The organism is Schwartzia sp. (in: firmicutes), assembly GCF_978017985.1.
Genome location: NZ_CDXDFU010000006.1, coordinates 1 through 15,301, shown reverse-complemented (window position 1 = coordinate 15,301; position 15,301 = coordinate 1). Strand labels below are relative to the sequence as shown.

15 protein-coding genes and 2 tRNA genes are annotated in these 15,301 nt (G+C 49.1%); all 17 read left to right on the top strand.

Going from position 1 to position 15,301, the window contains the following annotated elements; genetic code table 11:
* Positions 1–114: bL17 family ribosomal protein (locus ACY69O_RS00360; RefSeq protein ID WP_462331486.1), on the top strand; the 114-nt coding region annotated here is incomplete at its 5' end.
* Between the two features lie 131 nt (positions 115–245).
* The gene (locus tag ACY69O_RS00355; RefSeq protein WP_462331482.1) at positions 246–1,106 is read left to right on the top strand and encodes an energy-coupling factor transporter ATPase; all 861 of its coding nucleotides are present in this window, start codon (positions 246–248) and stop codon (positions 1,104–1,106) included.
* On the top strand, positions 1,091–1,960 hold the full coding sequence (locus ACY69O_RS00350) for an energy-coupling factor transporter ATPase (protein ID WP_462331481.1): 870 nt from the start codon (positions 1,091–1,093) through the stop codon (positions 1,958–1,960). Before ACY69O_RS00355 ends, ACY69O_RS00350 begins: the two co-directional genes overlap by 16 nt.
* Positions 1,954–2,757, top strand: coding sequence for an energy-coupling factor transporter transmembrane component T family protein (locus ACY69O_RS00345; RefSeq protein ID WP_462331480.1), 804 nt, complete (start codon positions 1,954–1,956; stop codon positions 2,755–2,757). Before ACY69O_RS00350 ends, ACY69O_RS00345 begins: the two co-directional genes overlap by 7 nt.
* Positions 2,757–3,530, top strand: coding sequence for a tRNA pseudouridine(38-40) synthase TruA (truA, locus tag ACY69O_RS00340; RefSeq protein ID WP_462331479.1), 774 nt, complete (start codon positions 2,757–2,759; stop codon positions 3,528–3,530). The genes ACY69O_RS00345 and truA overlap by 1 nt, the downstream gene beginning before the upstream one ends.
* A 132-nt stretch (positions 3,531–3,662) precedes the next feature.
* Positions 3,663–4,949, top strand: coding sequence for a tRNA (N6-isopentenyl adenosine(37)-C2)-methylthiotransferase MiaB (gene miaB, locus ACY69O_RS00335; RefSeq protein ID WP_462331485.1), 1,287 nt, complete (start codon positions 3,663–3,665; stop codon positions 4,947–4,949).
* 49 nt (positions 4,950–4,998) lie between these two features.
* Positions 4,999–7,584, top strand: a complete 2,586-nt coding sequence (gene mutS, locus ACY69O_RS00330) for a DNA mismatch repair protein MutS (protein WP_462331478.1) — start codon at positions 4,999–5,001, stop codon at positions 7,582–7,584.
* Complete coding sequence (gene mutL / locus ACY69O_RS00325) at positions 7,581–9,446, top strand: DNA mismatch repair endonuclease MutL (protein WP_462331477.1); 1,866 nt, start codon at positions 7,581–7,583, stop codon at positions 9,444–9,446. Before mutS ends, mutL begins: the two co-directional genes overlap by 4 nt.
* 3 nt (positions 9,447–9,449) lie before the next feature.
* Positions 9,450–10,262: a class I SAM-dependent methyltransferase gene (locus ACY69O_RS00320; protein ID WP_462331476.1), complete on the top strand. Its 813-nt coding sequence runs from the start codon at positions 9,450–9,452 to the stop codon at positions 10,260–10,262.
* Positions 10,263–10,316: 54 nt separating this feature from the next.
* Entirely contained in the window at positions 10,317–11,153 is an 837-nt protein-coding gene (gene dapF, locus ACY69O_RS00315) for a diaminopimelate epimerase (protein WP_462331475.1), read from the top strand.
* A 24-nt stretch (positions 11,154–11,177) separates the two neighbouring features.
* Positions 11,178–12,056 (top strand): YicC/YloC family endoribonuclease, encoded by an 879-nt coding sequence (locus ACY69O_RS00310; protein ID WP_462331474.1) that lies wholly within the window; start codon positions 11,178–11,180, stop codon positions 12,054–12,056.
* 9 nt (positions 12,057–12,065) lie between these two features.
* Entirely contained in the window at positions 12,066–12,344 is a 279-nt protein-coding gene (gene remA / locus ACY69O_RS00305; RefSeq protein WP_462331473.1) for an extracellular matrix/biofilm regulator RemA, read from the top strand.
* A complete protein-coding gene (gene gmk, locus ACY69O_RS00300; protein ID WP_462331472.1) occupies positions 12,341–12,955 on the top strand; it encodes a guanylate kinase in 615 nt (204 codons plus the stop codon). Before remA ends, gmk begins: the two co-directional genes overlap by 4 nt.
* A gap of 5 nt (positions 12,956–12,960) precedes the next feature.
* Positions 12,961–13,173, top strand: a complete 213-nt coding sequence (gene rpoZ / locus ACY69O_RS00295; RefSeq protein WP_462331484.1) for a DNA-directed RNA polymerase subunit omega — start codon at positions 12,961–12,963, stop codon at positions 13,171–13,173.
* A gap of 57 nt (positions 13,174–13,230) precedes the next feature.
* A complete protein-coding gene (coaBC, locus tag ACY69O_RS00290) occupies positions 13,231–14,442 on the top strand; it encodes a bifunctional phosphopantothenoylcysteine decarboxylase/phosphopantothenate--cysteine ligase CoaBC (RefSeq protein WP_462331483.1) in 1,212 nt (403 codons plus the stop codon).
* Positions 14,443–14,530: 88 nt separating this feature from the next.
* Positions 14,531–14,606 (top strand) — tRNA-Met (locus ACY69O_RS00285).
* A 32-nt stretch (positions 14,607–14,638) separates the two neighbouring features.
* Positions 14,639–14,723 (top strand) — tRNA-Tyr (locus ACY69O_RS00280).
* Positions 14,724–15,301: the final 578 nt, after the last annotated feature.

The window sequence follows — 15,301 nt, the reverse complement described above, 5'->3', positions numbered from 1 at the left end:
TTCGGCGAAATCGCTGCTAAGTACAGCGACCGCCAGGGCGGTTACACCCGCATCATGAAACTCGGAACGCGTCGCGGCGATGCTGCTCCGATGGTTGTCATTGAGCTCGTTTAATTGCAAAAAACGCTGTCCTCCGGGACAGCGTTTTTTTATGCCTGTATACTAATTGTTACCATTGCTTATGTATTGCGTTAACGATTGCTTTTGAGTATAATGGTATCGTTATACGGGAGGACTGTGTGACGATGACAGTACATGGGGATGGAGATATGTCTTTCATTGAAATCAAGGATTTAACACATATATATCATGCAGGGCAGGAAAATGCAAAAGAAGCGCTTTCAAAGGTTTCACTTAATGTAGAAAAGGGTGAGTTCGTTGCTGTTCTTGGAGAGAACGGCTGCGGCAAATCTACCCTTGCGAAGCATATAAATGCACTGCTGCTTCCTACAGACGGCTGCTGTATTGTAGACGGCATGGATACAAAGGATGTCACAAAGGTATGGGATATACGTCAGCAGGTTGGAATGGTATTTCAGAATCCCGACAACCAGATTATCGCGTCTGTAGTTGAAGAAGATGTTGCATTCGGTCCTGAGAATCTGGGAGTTCCGCGGGATGAGATAAAAAAGCGGGTAGATGAGGCATTGAAGGCAGTGGACATGGAACGGTACCGTGCTTTTGCACCGCATCTTTTATCCGGAGGACAGAAGCAGCGCGTTGCTATTGCAGGGGCGCTTGCAATGCATACTAAATGCCTTGTACTTGATGAGCCGACGGCTATGCTGGACCCTAAGGGCCGCAGTGAGGTAATGTCCACGGTCAAGAAGCTTAACAAAGAGCAGGGAATTACAATCATCTACATTACGCACTTCATGGAGGAAGCCGCTGAAGCGGACAGAGTAATAGTCATGGAGAAGGGAAAGATTTTTGTGGAAGGAAAGCCGCAGGAAATCTTTGCGCGTGTAGATGACCTTAAAAGACTCCGTCTGGATGTGCCGCTTGCTTCTGCCATAGCGTGGAATCTAAAGAAGCAGGGAATAGATATTCCTGATGGAATCGTACAGGAAGAGGAGCTGGTTGAGGCATTATGTCAATTGAAATAAAGAATATCAGCTATACATATATGCCTAAAACGGCATTTGAACATCAGGCATTGAAGAATGTCAGCTTCACAATCAAAGAGGGAGAAGTAACGGCAATCGCCGGACATACAGGCTCGGGAAAATCTACCATAGTTCAGCATCTGAACGGGCTTTTGCATCCTTCGGAGGGGCAGGTGCTTGTAGATGGTACTGACCTCAATAAAAAAGGCAGCGAAGCCATAAAGGCTCGTCAGCTTGTAGGCATGGTGTTTCAGTACCCTGAGCATCAGCTGTTTGAAGAAACTGTAGAGAAGGATGTGGGTTTCGGCCCCAGAAATCTCGGCGTATCCGAGGAGGAGACAGAGAAGCGCGTAAAAGAAGCGCTTGACTTTGTAGATATTGATTACGAGACGTATAAAGATGTTTCACCGTTTCAGCTTTCGGGAGGACAGAAGCGCCGTGTTGCCATTGCGGGAGTTCTTGCGCTGAAGCCTAAATATCTTGTGCTGGACGAACCGACGGCAGGACTGGACCCGCGCGGAAGGGAAGAGCTTCTTTCACGCGTGTGGGGGCTTCACAAACGAAAAAAGGCAACGCTTATATTTGTCTCCCATAAAATGGAGGACGTTGCGCGTATAGCAGACCGCCTTATTGTGATGAATAACGGTGAGCTTATGCTTGATTCGCCGCCCAAAGAGGCTTTTCTGGAGGAGGAAATTCTTAAAAATGCGGGACTTACCGTGCCTGCAACTGTCCGGCTGCTTACTGAGCTGAAGGAGAGAGGATTTGCTGTAGACCCTGCCGCGTTCACCATGGAAGAGGCTGCAAGGCGTATAGCGAAGGCCGTTAAGGAAAGGAGGCGGGGAACATGCTGACGGATATTACGATAGGGCAGTATTTCCCGGGGCAGTCATTCCTGCACCGCATGGACCCGCGAATGAAAATAGGCCTTCTGTTTATGTGGATTGTTGCCATATTCGTTTTTGACTCACAGGTGTCCTATGGCATTTTTACGGCGTCGGCAATCCTGCTTGCGCTCTGTTCGCGTGTGCCCATACTGACACTTGCAAAATCAATTAAACCATTGTGGATGATACTGGTATTCACTCTTTTGATTCACATGTGCGGAACACCGGGCGAGGTTTGGTTTCATATATTCGTGTTTGATTTTACTAGGGAAGGATTCATTCAGGGTTTTCATATTTGCCTGAGACTGGCGCTGCTCATATTCCTTTCATCGCTTCTGACGTTTACGACATCTCCGCTGGAGCTTACAGACGCAATGGAGAGCCTTTTATCTCCGTTCAAATGCATCGGGCTTCCTGCACATGAGCTTGCCATGATGATGTCTATTGCACTTAGATTTGTACCGACTCTCATAGAGGAAACGGATAAAATAATGAAGGCGCAGCAGTCCCGCGGAGTTAATTTCGAAAGCGGGAATGTGCTGAAACGTCTTTCAAATCTCGTTCCGATTCTGGTGCCGCTGATTATCTCTGCATTCAGACGTGCTGATGAGCTGGCTATGGCAATGGAGGCACGCTGCTATCGCGGGGGAGAGGGACGTACCAGAATGAAGGAGCTTAAAATACGTACGCTTGATTACGGGGCGTGCGCAGGGACAGTATTGCTCATTGCCGTGCTTGTTGTATTGAAGGTTGAGGGCATCTGATGAAATCTGAGCATAAAGCGCTGATGAAATCGCGCAAACGCAATATCCGCCTGACTGTGGCATACGACGGGACTGCCTATCACGGTTTTCAGAGGCAGACCCCGCCTGTGGTTGCTGTACAGAACGTGCTGGAGGAAAAGCTGGCTATAGTGTTCGGAGATAATATAGAGCTTGCGGCATCCGGACGTACGGATGCGGGAGTGCATGCTCATGGGCAGGTAGTAAATTTTTTCACTGACGGAACTATTCCCGTTGACCGCGTATGCCGGGCCATGAACAGTATTCTTCCTGAGGATATAGTTGTGACGGAAGCGGCGGAGGCCGATAGGGATTTCAGCGCTCTGCACAGCGCAAAACGCAAAACGTACATTTACCGCATACTGACAGGGGAAGTGCCATGTCCTTTTGAACGCAATACTGCGTGGTATATACGCAGAAAACTGGACATTGATGCTATGAAGAGTGCATTGTCGCAGCTTATAGGCACGCATGATTATTCCGCTTTTCGTGCAGCCGGAGGCGCTCCCATGAGCCCTGTGCGTACTATGGATATAGCTGATATAGAGCAGGAGGGGCGTATTATCAGAATGACCTTCCGTGCAGATGGGTTCCTATACCACATGGTAAGAAATATCGTAGGAACAGTGGTAGATGTTGGACTGGGGGTAAAGACTCCGGAACAGTTCGGAGAGATACTGGCATCACTCGACCGTCAGCGCGCCAGCGCAACCGCGCCAGCATGCGGATTGTACCTTGAGTGCGTGGAATATTGAGTTTGTCCGCGGCATAGTCATAATGTGACAGAAGTCGTTTACTATGATATACTAGTGGCAGATTTTTTTACGGTTTTGAATGGAGTGGAATTTTTGTCGAAGAAGGCATTTATCGGCGTTTACGGCTGTCAGATGAACATTGCTGACGCGGAACGTATGGAAGGTGTTCTGGGAACGCTGGGATATGAAAGAATCGGTGAGATGCAGGATGCGGATCTGATTCTTCTTAATACATGCTGTGTGCGTGAAACTGCAGAGGATAAGGTTTACGGTAAAATTGGCGAGATAAAGCATATAAAGCAGAAGAATCCGCAGCTTATCTTCGGTATTACAGGCTGCATGGCACAAAAAGAAGGGGAGGCGCTCATTAAGCGTGCTCCTCATATTGATTTTGTGCTGGGTACGGGCCGCGTGGCAGAGCTTGGCAATGTTGTGAAGCAGCTTGAGGACGAGCAGGTACATCATTTTGTAGATACCACAATGGATGACGCTGTGGAGGCGGCTTCGCGCATGCCTGTAGAGCGTGAGGGAACGCTGTCGGCATGGGTGCCTATCATGTACGGGTGCAATAATTTCTGCACGTATTGTATCGTGCCTTACGTACGCGGACGTGAGCGCAGCCGCCGCCCGGAGGAGATTCTGGCGGAGGTGCGTGATGCCGCAGCAAAAGGGTTTAAGGAAGTAACGCTTCTCGGTCAGAATGTAAATTCCTACGGAAATGACCGTGAGGACGGCATGAGCTTTGCAGAGCTTCTGACTGAGGTGGACAAGGTCGAGGGTATCGAGCGCGTGCGCTATATGACATCACACCCGAAGGATTTGAGTGACGCTGTGATTGAGGCGGTGAAGAACGGAAAGCATATCTGCGAGCATTTTCATCTGCCTGTGCAGTATGGAACAGACCATCTTCTGCACCGCATGAACCGTAAGTATACGGTGGCGCAGTATAAGGCACTGGTGGAACGTATCCGCGAGGCTGTGCCGAACGCGTCCATAACTACAGATTTGATTGTGGGCTTCCCGGGAGAAACGGACGAGGATTTTCAGGGGATGCTGGATTTCCTGCGTGAGGTCCGCTATGACGCGGCGTATACTTTTATTTACTCCCGCCGTTCGGGTACGCCTGCAGCAGATATGCCGGACCAGATTCCGGAGGAGCTTAAAAAGGAGCGCCTTCATAAGCTCATGGACGTACAGAATGAAATCTCGCTTTCCATCAACGAAAAGCTGGTGGGAAGTGAGGCAGAGGTTCTCGTAGAAGGACCGAGCCGTACTGATGAATCGGTATGGACCGGACGTACACGTACGAGCAAAATCGTACTCTGGCCGTATACGGGAAAGGAACAGCCGGGAGAACTGCGCAGAGTCAGCATTACACAGGCGCAGACATGGCTTTTGAAAGGAAAATTGGCAGAATAACAGAGGGGCTGCAGTGCAGCCCTTTTTCGTATAGATTGGAGGATAAACAATGGAACTTACTCCGATGATGAGACAGTACCTGGCGGCGAAGGAACAGCACCCTGATGAGATTCTGTTCTTCCGTCTGGGCGATTTTTATGAGATGTTTTTTGATGACGCGAAGCTTGCGGCAAAGGAGCTGGGTCTTACGCTTACAAGCCGCAGCGGAGACGCAGAAAAGAACCCCATGTGCGGTATTCCGTATCATGCTGCGGAAAGCTATATAACAAAGCTGATAAACAAGGGCTACAAGGTAGCAATAGCGGAGCAGATTGGCGACCCGAAGGCACCGGGGCTCACAAAGCGTGAGGTCATAAAAATCATTACTCCGGGTACTATTCTTTCGGAGAGCGCGCTGACATCCGCGCAGAATAACTATATTGCCCTTCTGTATGAGTTCGGGGATGGCGTCATACTGGCAGGGTCGGATATTTCCACAGGCGAGTGCTTTTACGGAGTTTATACGGGTGCTGACCGTACGCAGATGTTGTACGATGAGCTTTACCGTCTTGCTATGCCTGAGCTTTTGATAGTTGGAGAGCTTTCCTTTAAGGAGGAGCTTTTGGCTTTTATGGAGCTTCGTCTGCCGAGATGTGCCTTTACATATCGGGAGCAGCCCGCCGCGCAGCCTGAGCTCCGCCTGTCGCAGCATTTTCCGAGAGAGCTTTGGCCCCAGGAAAATGAGGCAAAGGAAGGTCTTGCTTCGCTTCTTGATTATCTTCATGAGACAGTAAAGAATGATTTAACAAATCTCAACCGTCTGACAAAGCTTGATGTTTCGTCAAATCTTGTGCTTGATACATATACTCTCAGAAATCTTGAGGTAACGAGAAATCTTCGTGACGGAGGAAAATCCAACACACTTCTTGATGTGCTTGATTATACGGAAACGGCAATGGGAAGCCGTCTTTTGAAGCGCTGGCTTGAGGCTCCCCTTAGGTCTGTCACGGAGATTGACCGCCGTCTTGATGCGGTGGGAGAGCTTTCTGAGGGCTTTACCCTTCGTGAAGGTGTCCGCAGCACGTTAAAGCGCATTTATGATTTTGAGCGTCTTTTGACACGTGCGGAGGTAGGCACTGCCAACGCCCGCGATATGGTTGCCTTGAAGCTTTCTTTTCAGGCGCTGCCGGAAATCAAGGGTGCGCTCAAGGATACACAGGCTTCACTTCTGCGTCACGCCTACGATAACATAGAGCTTTATCAGGGACTGGCGGAGCTTTTGGAGCGTGCCATTGTGGACGAGCCGGGAATAACTCTCCGTGACGGCGGTATTATCAAGGAAGGCTACAACAGCGAGCTTGACGAGTACAGAACAATAGCCCGTGACAGCAAAAAGCTTCTTCAGGAGATGGAGGAGCGAGAGAAGGAAACAACGGGTATAAAAACTCTTAAAATCGGGTACAACAAAGTATTCGGATATTATATTGAGGTCCGAAACAGCGGAAAAGACCTTGTCCCCGAGCATTATATAAGAAAGCAGACTCTTGCCAATGCAGAGCGCTTTATCACCGAGGAGCTTAAAAATTTCGAGACAAAGATTCTCGGCGCGCAGGAAAAAATCGTAAATATAGAGTATCAGCTTTTCACGGAGGTAAGAGATACCGTAGCCTCAGAGCTTACGAGTATTCAAAAGACTGCCCATGAAATAGCTGTTCTTGATGTGCTTTCGTCCCTGGCAGAGGCAGCAGCATCAAATAATTATGTGCGTCCACGTCTTACGGATAACGGAGAAATCCGCATAAAGGACGGACGTCATCCGCTTGTTGAACGTATTTTGACACAGGATTTGTTTGTTCCAAATGATGCGACGCTGGACCACGGCGACACGGAGATAATGCTTATAACCGGCCCCAATATGGCAGGTAAATCAACCTACATGAGACAGACGGCACTGCTGACGCTGATGGCTCAGGCAGGCAGCTTTGTTCCTGCACGTGAGGCTGCAATATCTCCTGTTGACCGCATATTTACACGTATCGGCGCAAGTGACGACCTGGTAAGCGGTCAGAGTACCTTCATGGTGGAGATGAACGAGGTGGCGCAGATTTTGAAATACGCCACAAAAAACAGTCTGGTTATACTTGATGAGATAGGGCGAGGCACAAGCACCTTCGACGGTATGAGTATTGCGCGTGCAGTGGTGGAGCACATACGCGACCATATCCACGCGAAAACCATGTTTGCTACGCATTACCATGAGCTTACGGATTTGGAAGGCAATCATGTGAAAAACTACTGTGTTGCTGTGAAGGAAAGAAACGGCAAGGTTCTCTTCCTGCGCCGTATCATAGAAGGAAGCGCGGATAAATCCTACGGTATTCATGTGGCAAAGCTGGCGGGACTGCCTAACAGCGTTACGCAGCGCGCCGAGAAAATACTTGAGGCGCTTGAGGCTGACCCGAAAAATGAAATTCCCGAAAAGAGGGCAAAAACCGCTGCCGCACCTGCGGCGGATTTTGGAATGGGTTCGCTTTTCGCGGATACGCTGAAGGAAGACCTTTTGGCGTATGATGTTATGACTATGACGCCTCTTGAGGCAATCAATGCTCTTTATAAACTGCAGCAGCAGGCGAAAAAGGAGGATGGAAAAGCATGAGTCTGATACATGTACTTGATGACGGGACAATCAACAAAATTGCAGCGGGTGAGGTCGTTGAACGTCCTGCATCCGTAATCAAAGAGCTTGTAGAAAACTCTATAGACGCAGGGGCGAAACGTATCGAAGTTGAAATAATGGCCGGCGGAACGAGCTTTATGCGCGTTACCGATGACGGCTGCGGTATGACAATGGAGGACGCGGGCATGGCAGTAAAGCGCCATGCAACGAGCAAGATACGCGAAGCTGATGATCTCGTCACAATCGGTACGCTTGGTTTTCGCGGGGAAGCATTGCCTACGATAGCATCAGTCTCACGTTTTTCCATGACTACGCGCAGAGAGGGCGACGAGCTTGGTACTTCCGTGCGCATTACAGGCGACGGCGAGCCGCAGATAGAGGAAACAGGCTGCCGTGTCGGCACGACAATCCGCGTTGAGGATTTGTTTTTCAATACGCCCGCACGCAAAAAGTTCATGAAAACAACGAATACTGAGGGCGGAAAAATCAGCGAATGTCTTACGAAGCTGGCACTTTCCCACCCGGAAATCTCGTTTAAGTTTATTTCAAACAATAAAGTATCAATGACGACACCTGGGACAGGAAAGCTGGAGGACGCCATAACGGCGGTCTACGGTGGACAGGCAGGCGAGGCACTGCTTGAGGTTTTCTTCGAGGATACGGACGTTAAAATCACAGGCTTTCTCACGAAGCCTTCCATGATACGAAGCTCACGCACATGGCAGACATTCATTGTCAATGACCGGCTTGTTGAGAGCAAGTCAATGTCAAAGGCTTTGGACAACGCGTATCATTCACTTCTGCCGAAGGCAGGTTATCCGTTGGCGGTGCTTTTCATTGAGGTTCCGCAGCGATCTGTTGATGTCAATGTTCACCCAAGAAAAATAGAGATAAAATTCGAGGACGAGGGGCGCATGTTCAAGGCGGTATATAAATCAGTCCTTGATGCTATCCGCCCTGCAGGACAGAAGCTGACGGAGGTTGCGGCATTTGTTGAACACCCTGAACGCCGCTATACAATGGAGGATATGCCGATTCACACGGCACCTATAGCCCCGCCAGATACAGCCGCGGAGCGTTCGAGCAGTATGGCACAGTCATTTTCTTCGGCGGTTGCGTCAGGAACTGTTGCGGACATGGCGGCTTTTGCGGAGGCGCAGCAGCTTGTGCAGATGGAGCGTAGAACTGAAAGCAGCTCGTATGCTCCGCCTGAACCTGCCGTAAGGGAAACCGTTTCAGAGGAACCTCTGATTGACATGAATATGGACAGACAGCTCTCAATGGTGCCTGTTGGACAGGTGGCTCTGTGCTACATAATCGCGCAGGACCCTGAAAATCTGTATATTATCGACCAGCACGCCGCACATGAGCGTATCTTATATGATAAATTCTCGAAGATGGCGGACGGTATTCCTTCTCAGCAGCTGCTTGTTCATCCGATTATTTCCTTCGGACGGCAGGAAATGGAGCTTTTGGATGCTCATCAGGATTTGCTCCACTCGCTGGGATTTGATATGGAAGCCTGCGGACCGCAGGAGATTCGTTTGAAGGCTGTTCCTGTAGATATTCCTGACAGTGAATCTGAGACTGTGCTGAGAAAAATTGTGGAGGCACTTCTTTCCATGCACTCTCCTACGGCGGCAGAGATACGCCATGCCTGCATAGCGACAACAGCGTGCCGTGCGGCAATAAAACGCGGAGAAGAGCTTAATCTTCGACAGATGCAGATTATCCTCGACGAGCTTGCACACACCGAGCGTCCGTATACGTGCCCTCACGGACGTCCGACGATACTTCGGTTCGAGAGCAAAGACCTGGCGAAGATGTTCAAGAGGACGTAATACATGGATTCAAAGCAGTATATTGTTACTACCGGGGGAAAGCAGAAAGACAGCCAGACAGCACTGGCGAAAGAAACGGCGGAAAGGCTGGGGATTTTATATGTTCCCCGTGAGCGTTTGGGGCTTGATGAGCTGCGGCAAAAAACAGGCGCAGCGAATATCCTTGTTGCCCGAAGCGGTCAGCTCCTTTTGGAAACTCCTGAGGGAACAATGTTTTTCCACCCCAGCATGGCACATCTGCGTATAAAAAATATCCGTCAGGGGAAAAACGACCATTTAATTGAAGCTATGGCGCTTAAGCCGGGAATGAAAGTCCTCGACTGTACGCTGGGGCTTGGCTCTGATGCTATTGTTGAGAGCTACGCGGTAGGAGAGACGGGGCATGTGACAGCGGTTGAAACGAATCCTGTCATGGCGGAGGTAGTTCGCTACGGACTTGCTCACTGCGAAAGTGAGAATCCTATGACCACGGCAGCCATGCGGCGTATTGAAGTAATTGCGTCGGACCATCTTTCGTTTTTGAAATCCTGCAAGGATAATTCTTATGACGCGGTATATTTTGACCCCATGTTCCGACACCCGTTTCATGATAGCAGCAGTATGTCGCCTCTTCGGGGGCTTGCTGACCCGTCTGCGCTTTCAGAGGAGGCTGTGAAAGAAGCGCTTCGTGTTTCGCGTGGCCGTGTGGTGCTGAAGGAAACAAGCAAGAGCACGGAGTTTGAAAGGCTTGGCTTTACGGAGACTGTTGGCGGCAGATACAGCAAGGTGAAATACGGCGTGCTTTCCTCTCTTGCGCAGGCAGACGGAAAAGACTAAAATATTAAGAAAATGTTGATACCTTAAAAATGACTTTTTTAGCGGAGGAACCCTATGGCAATAGAATTTACCAAATGGCAGGGCTGCGGCAATGATTTCGTGCTTGTGGACGACAGGAGCGAAAGCATAAAAAATCCCGCAGAGCTTTCCATAAAAATGTGCGACCGCCATTTCGGCATCGGCGCGGACGGACTTATTCTTATACGTCCGTCGGACAAGGCTGATACCAGAATGCGTATCTATAATACTGACGGCAGTGAAGCAGAGATGTGCGGCAACGGCATACGCTGCTTTGCACGCTGGGTATATGAGCTTGGTCTTGTGCCGGGAGAGGAATTTACTGTTGAGACCGGCGCAGGTATATTGGTACCGCGGATTATAAAGGAAAACGGTAAAATCACAGGCGTTCGCGTGGATATGGGAGAGCCTGTTCTTGAGGCAGAAAAGATTCCTACGGCGGGCTTCGGACCGGGCCGTGTGGTAAGTAAGCCGCTTACTGTACTCGGAGAATCTTATAAGGTAACATGCGTTTCAATGGGAAATCCTCATTGTGTTGTCCTGTGGGACGACCTTTCAACCCTTGATATAGAAAAACTTGGGCCTGCCTTTGAATCCCATGAGGCATTTCCAAACCGCGTGAATACGGAGTTTGTTTCCGTACGGGACCGCAGCCATGTGCGTATGCGTGTCTGGGAACGCGGCGCGGCGGTCACTATGGCTTGCGGCACGGGTGCATGTGCTACTTTGACGGCATGTGTGTTAAACGACCGCACGGACAGACAGGCAGAGGTGGAGCTTGACGGAGGAAAGCTCTTCATCGAGTGGAACGAAAAGGACAATCATATATATATGACAGGTCCTGCGGAAGAGGTTTACGAAGGAACTTATTAAAAAGAAGCGGATGGGAGCGAGAGTATGCTGAAAAGTATGACCGGCTTCGGAGCCGGCACGGCAGAGGATGAAAGCTATCGTGTCCTCATTGAACTAAAATCGGTAAACCAGAGATATCTTGAAGTCGGCTTTCACATGCCGCATAAAATTGATGCCTTCGCGGAAGGCATGAAAAAGAAAATAAAGGAATACGTTTCCCGCGGAAAGCTGGATGTAAATGTTTCCTTTACAGACAAGCGTGACAGGGCGCAAAGCATACGGGTTGACAAAAACCTGGCGATTGCTTACCATAAGGCATTGAACGACCTAAGTGATGAGCTTCATCTGCCACGTCCGGACGATGTACTGCAGATTGCTTCGTTCCCGGACATTATCAAGGCAGAAGACGCAGAGGAAACCTTTGAGGGGTTGGAAGAGATACTTGCTTCTGCAATGGAGCAGGCGCTGAATAATCTTACCCGCATGCGCGAGGAAGAGGGCGCAAATCTCAAGCAGGATTTTCTGGACAGACTTGACCGTATGGAGGTTATGGTCGGCAAGATTGCTGAGCTTGGCCCGCAGATTGTAGCGGCATACCGCGAGCGTCTTCAAAAGACTCTTTCGGAGCTTCTTGCGGAGGAAGAAATCGACCAGAACCGTATTATTCAGGAAACTGCAATCTATTCCGATCGTGTGAACTTCACGGAGGAAATGGTTCGTCTGAAAAGCCATTTTATGCAGTTCCGTAAAATACTGGAATCCGATGAGCCTGTCGGACGCAAGCTCGACTTCCTCATACAGGAAATGAACCGTGAGATAAATACTACGGCGTCCAAAGCAAATAATGCTGAGGCCGCACAGATTGTAGTCGATGTGAAAAGCGAGATTGAAAAGCTGCGTGAGCAGATACAGAATCTTGAATGAGGTGCAATGATGGATATTAAGCTTATCAATATCGGGTTTGGTAATATTGTTATGGCGAACCGCATTGTAGCAATCGTCAGCCCTGAGTCCGCACCAATCAAGCGCATTGTACAGGAGGCCCGCGAAAAGGGCTCTGTCATTGACGCTACATACGGCAGACGTACACGCTCCGTTATCGTGACGGACAGCAGCCACATAATCCTTTCAGCAGTACAGCCGGAGACAGTGGCACACCGTGTTTCGGGATCTGACGAGCAGGATTTTAAAGCAAAGGATGTAGAAGAATGAGAGAAGGATGTCTTATTGTTGTATCGGGCCCATCGGGTACCGGAAAAGGCACTGTCTGCAGCGCTCTTCTTAAAAAACATCCGGAGATTGCCTATTCCATTTCCGCGACTACACGCAAGCCCCGGACGGGAGAGCAGGACGGTGTAAACTATTATTTCAAGGAAAAGGCCGTCTTTGAAGAAATGATCCGGAAGGGCGAGCTTCTTGAGTGGGCGGAGGTCTACGGAAACTATTACGGGACACCGCTGGCGCCTATCCGCGAGAAGCTGGCACAGGGTAAGGATATTCTTTTGGAAATTGATACACAGGGCGCGCTGAACGTCATGGAGAAATTTCCTGAAGGAGTATATATCTTTATTCTTCCTCCATCATTGGAGGAGCTGGAAAAGAGAATCCGCGGACGTGCAACTGATGCCGAAGAAAGCATCGAACGCCGTCTGGAATCAGCCGTGGGAGAAATAAAGCTCGCGGAAAAATATCAGTATGCAGTAGTAAATGAATCCGTTGATGATACCGTTGATGCGGTCGCAGGGATTTTGAAGGCAGAGCATTACCGCTCCAAGCGGTGCACCTCTGTTATAAATGCAATTTGCAAGAGTAAAGGAGAATGATTGTAATGGATATCGTAACACCGCCGTTGAAGGAACTTTTGAAAAAGGTAGACAGCCGTTATACGCTGGTCGTACTGGCGGCAAAGCGCGCACGTCAGCTTCTGGACGGAGCAGAGGTCAAGGTCGAAGCAAAAACGACCAAAAACGTAACGAAGGCTCTCTCTGAGGTAGCTGCAGACCGCATCAGCTATTCGCGCACAAAAGCAAGTATCAAATAATAAACCAAATAAATCAAACCCCGTGCACGGCACGGCGGTAATGAAGGAATGGAAAAGATGCTCAAAGGGAAAAAGATTGTTCTGGGAGTGACAGGCGGCATAGCTGCCTACAAATCCGTAGAGGTTGCCAGCAAGCTTCGTCAGGCAGGGGCAGAGGTTCATGTCATAATGACGAAGGAAGCAAAGGAATTCGTGACGGAGCTTACCTTCCGCGAAATCACCGGACAAGCGGTGACCAGCGACATGTGGGCGCCTGTAACGAATTTTAACGTGCAGCATATAGCACTGGCTCAGCTTGCAGACGCTTTTCTCATAGCGCCGGCTACGGCAAACATAATTGCCAAAGCGGCGGTGGGCATCGGAGATGATATGCTTTCTACGACGCTTTTGGCAACAAAAGCGCCGGTTTTCTATGCGCCTGCAATGAATACGAATATGTATACGAATCCCGTTGTTCAGAAAAACATCGAGACACTCAGAAAAGCAGGAGCGCATATCATTGAGCCCGCAAGCGGATATCTTGCATGCGGAACAACAGGACCGGGACGTCTGCCTGAGCCTGTTGAGCTTGTCCGTGTCATGGAAGATTACTTCAAGGGGAACGAATCCCTGCGCGGAGTAAAGGTTCTTGTGACGGCGGCAGGCACAGTAGAACCGATAGACCCTGTACGTTATATAGGAAACCGTTCCAGCGGACGTATGGGCTATGCTATTGCCGCAGAGGCTGTTTCACGCGGCGCTGATGTTGTCCTCGTATCGGGACCGTCGGCACTCGTTCCGCCGGAAGGACTCAAAGAGTTTATTCCTGTGGAATCAGCCAAGGAAATGATGGAGGCTGTACTGCGTGAAGCAGAGGACAGCCGTATTGTAATCAAGGCGGCTGCGGTGGCGGACTATCACGCGAAGGAAGTCGCAGACCAGAAAATCAAAAAGAATGACAGAGAGCTTACACTCGTACTGGAAAAGAATCCTGACATTCTCTTTGAACTCGGCAAACGCAAAAAAGAGGGACAGGTTCTCGTGGGATTTGCAGCAGAGACACAGAACCTTATTGAAAACGCAAAGGCGAAGGTCGAGAAGAAGAATCTCGACTATATCGTGGCAAATGATGTCACGAAGCCCCAGGCAGGATTTAACTCGGAGACTAATCTCATAAAGCTTCTCGGAAGAGACGGAAGCGTAGAGGAATTCCCGCTTCTGCCCAAGCGTGAACTGGCGGGGATTATCCTTGACAGGGTGATTGAAGAAAAAAAGATTCAAAAAATCTAAAAAACTTTTACAAAAGCCCTTTACAAACCCTGCGACATATACTATAATCTTTACTTGTCAGCCAGTGATTAACAAGGCAGGCAAACATCGCGGGGTGGAGCAGTCGGTAGCTCGTCGGGCTCATAACCCGAAGGTCATAGGTTCAAGTCCTATCCCCGCAACCAAAGCATTTTCCAGCGCTTAGGTGCTGTTGCATGGGTAGGTGCCCGAGTGGTTAAAGGGAACGGACTGTAAATCCGTCGCCGTAGGCTACGATGGTTCGAATCCATCCCTGCCCACCATTTATCCCCTTAAAAATAACTTAAAAAGGGTATTGACAAGGGATAGATAAAAAGATATACTAAACAAGCTGACTCACGAAGCAAAAGCTTGAAAGTCAGTACAGACACGAAGTGATTTTTGCCTAGAACGAGGCGCGACGAGACGCCCGACCGAAGCGTACATAACCTAGTACGCTGACCGAGGAAGTCGAGAAGCAACAAAGTTATAGACAAAAAGAACGAGTGTGGTGTTCTTTGAAAACTAAACAATGCAATAATTAAATCATGCACACATGATTTAAAGCCAGATGATGGTACTACTTTTAAAAGTAGTAAACATACAAAGTTTGTGTGGCACAATCCAAGAGCTTTTTAGCGATTGGTTAATGGTGCCCATGCCAAACATCTCAAGAAATGAGTCATTTATGACGAAATTGATTGGTGATGTTGTGGCGGCAAAACTATGAAATTCCTTTATTAAAAGGTAATTCTAGAAACTTTTAGAGCCATTCAAAGCTTCAAAGGTTTGTATATAACGAAGGGATTTTTGCCAGTATCGAGGAACGAAAAAATTCGCGAGTGATGGTGTACATCGGTAC

Excerpts from the sequence above, each read along its gene's own strand:
- ACY69O_RS00355 (WP_462331482.1), top strand. The coding sequence starts at position 246 with ATGACAGTACATGGGGATGGAGATATGTCTTTCATTGAAATCAAGGAT.
- ACY69O_RS00350 (WP_462331481.1), top strand. The coding sequence starts at position 1,091 with ATGTCAATTGAAATAAAGAATATCAGCTATACATATATGCCTAAAACG.
- ACY69O_RS00345 (WP_462331480.1), top strand. The coding sequence starts at position 1,954 with ATGCTGACGGATATTACGATAGGGCAGTATTTCCCGGGGCAGTCATTC.
- truA (WP_462331479.1), top strand. The coding sequence starts at position 2,757 with ATGAAATCTGAGCATAAAGCGCTGATGAAATCGCGCAAACGCAATATC.
- miaB (WP_462331485.1), top strand. The coding sequence starts at position 3,663 with ATGAACATTGCTGACGCGGAACGTATGGAAGGTGTTCTGGGAACGCTG.
- mutS (WP_462331478.1), top strand. The coding sequence starts at position 4,999 with ATGGAACTTACTCCGATGATGAGACAGTACCTGGCGGCGAAGGAACAG.
- mutL (WP_462331477.1), top strand. The coding sequence starts at position 7,581 with ATGAGTCTGATACATGTACTTGATGACGGGACAATCAACAAAATTGCA.
- ACY69O_RS00320 (WP_462331476.1), top strand. The coding sequence starts at position 9,450 with ATGGATTCAAAGCAGTATATTGTTACTACCGGGGGAAAGCAGAAAGAC.
- dapF (WP_462331475.1), top strand. The coding sequence starts at position 10,317 with ATGGCAATAGAATTTACCAAATGGCAGGGCTGCGGCAATGATTTCGTG.
- ACY69O_RS00310 (WP_462331474.1), top strand. The coding sequence starts at position 11,178 with ATGCTGAAAAGTATGACCGGCTTCGGAGCCGGCACGGCAGAGGATGAA.
- remA (WP_462331473.1), top strand. The coding sequence starts at position 12,066 with ATGGATATTAAGCTTATCAATATCGGGTTTGGTAATATTGTTATGGCG.
- gmk (WP_462331472.1), top strand. The coding sequence starts at position 12,341 with ATGAGAGAAGGATGTCTTATTGTTGTATCGGGCCCATCGGGTACCGGA.
- rpoZ (WP_462331484.1), top strand. The coding sequence starts at position 12,961 with ATGGATATCGTAACACCGCCGTTGAAGGAACTTTTGAAAAAGGTAGAC.
- coaBC (WP_462331483.1), top strand. The coding sequence starts at position 13,231 with ATGCTCAAAGGGAAAAAGATTGTTCTGGGAGTGACAGGCGGCATAGCT.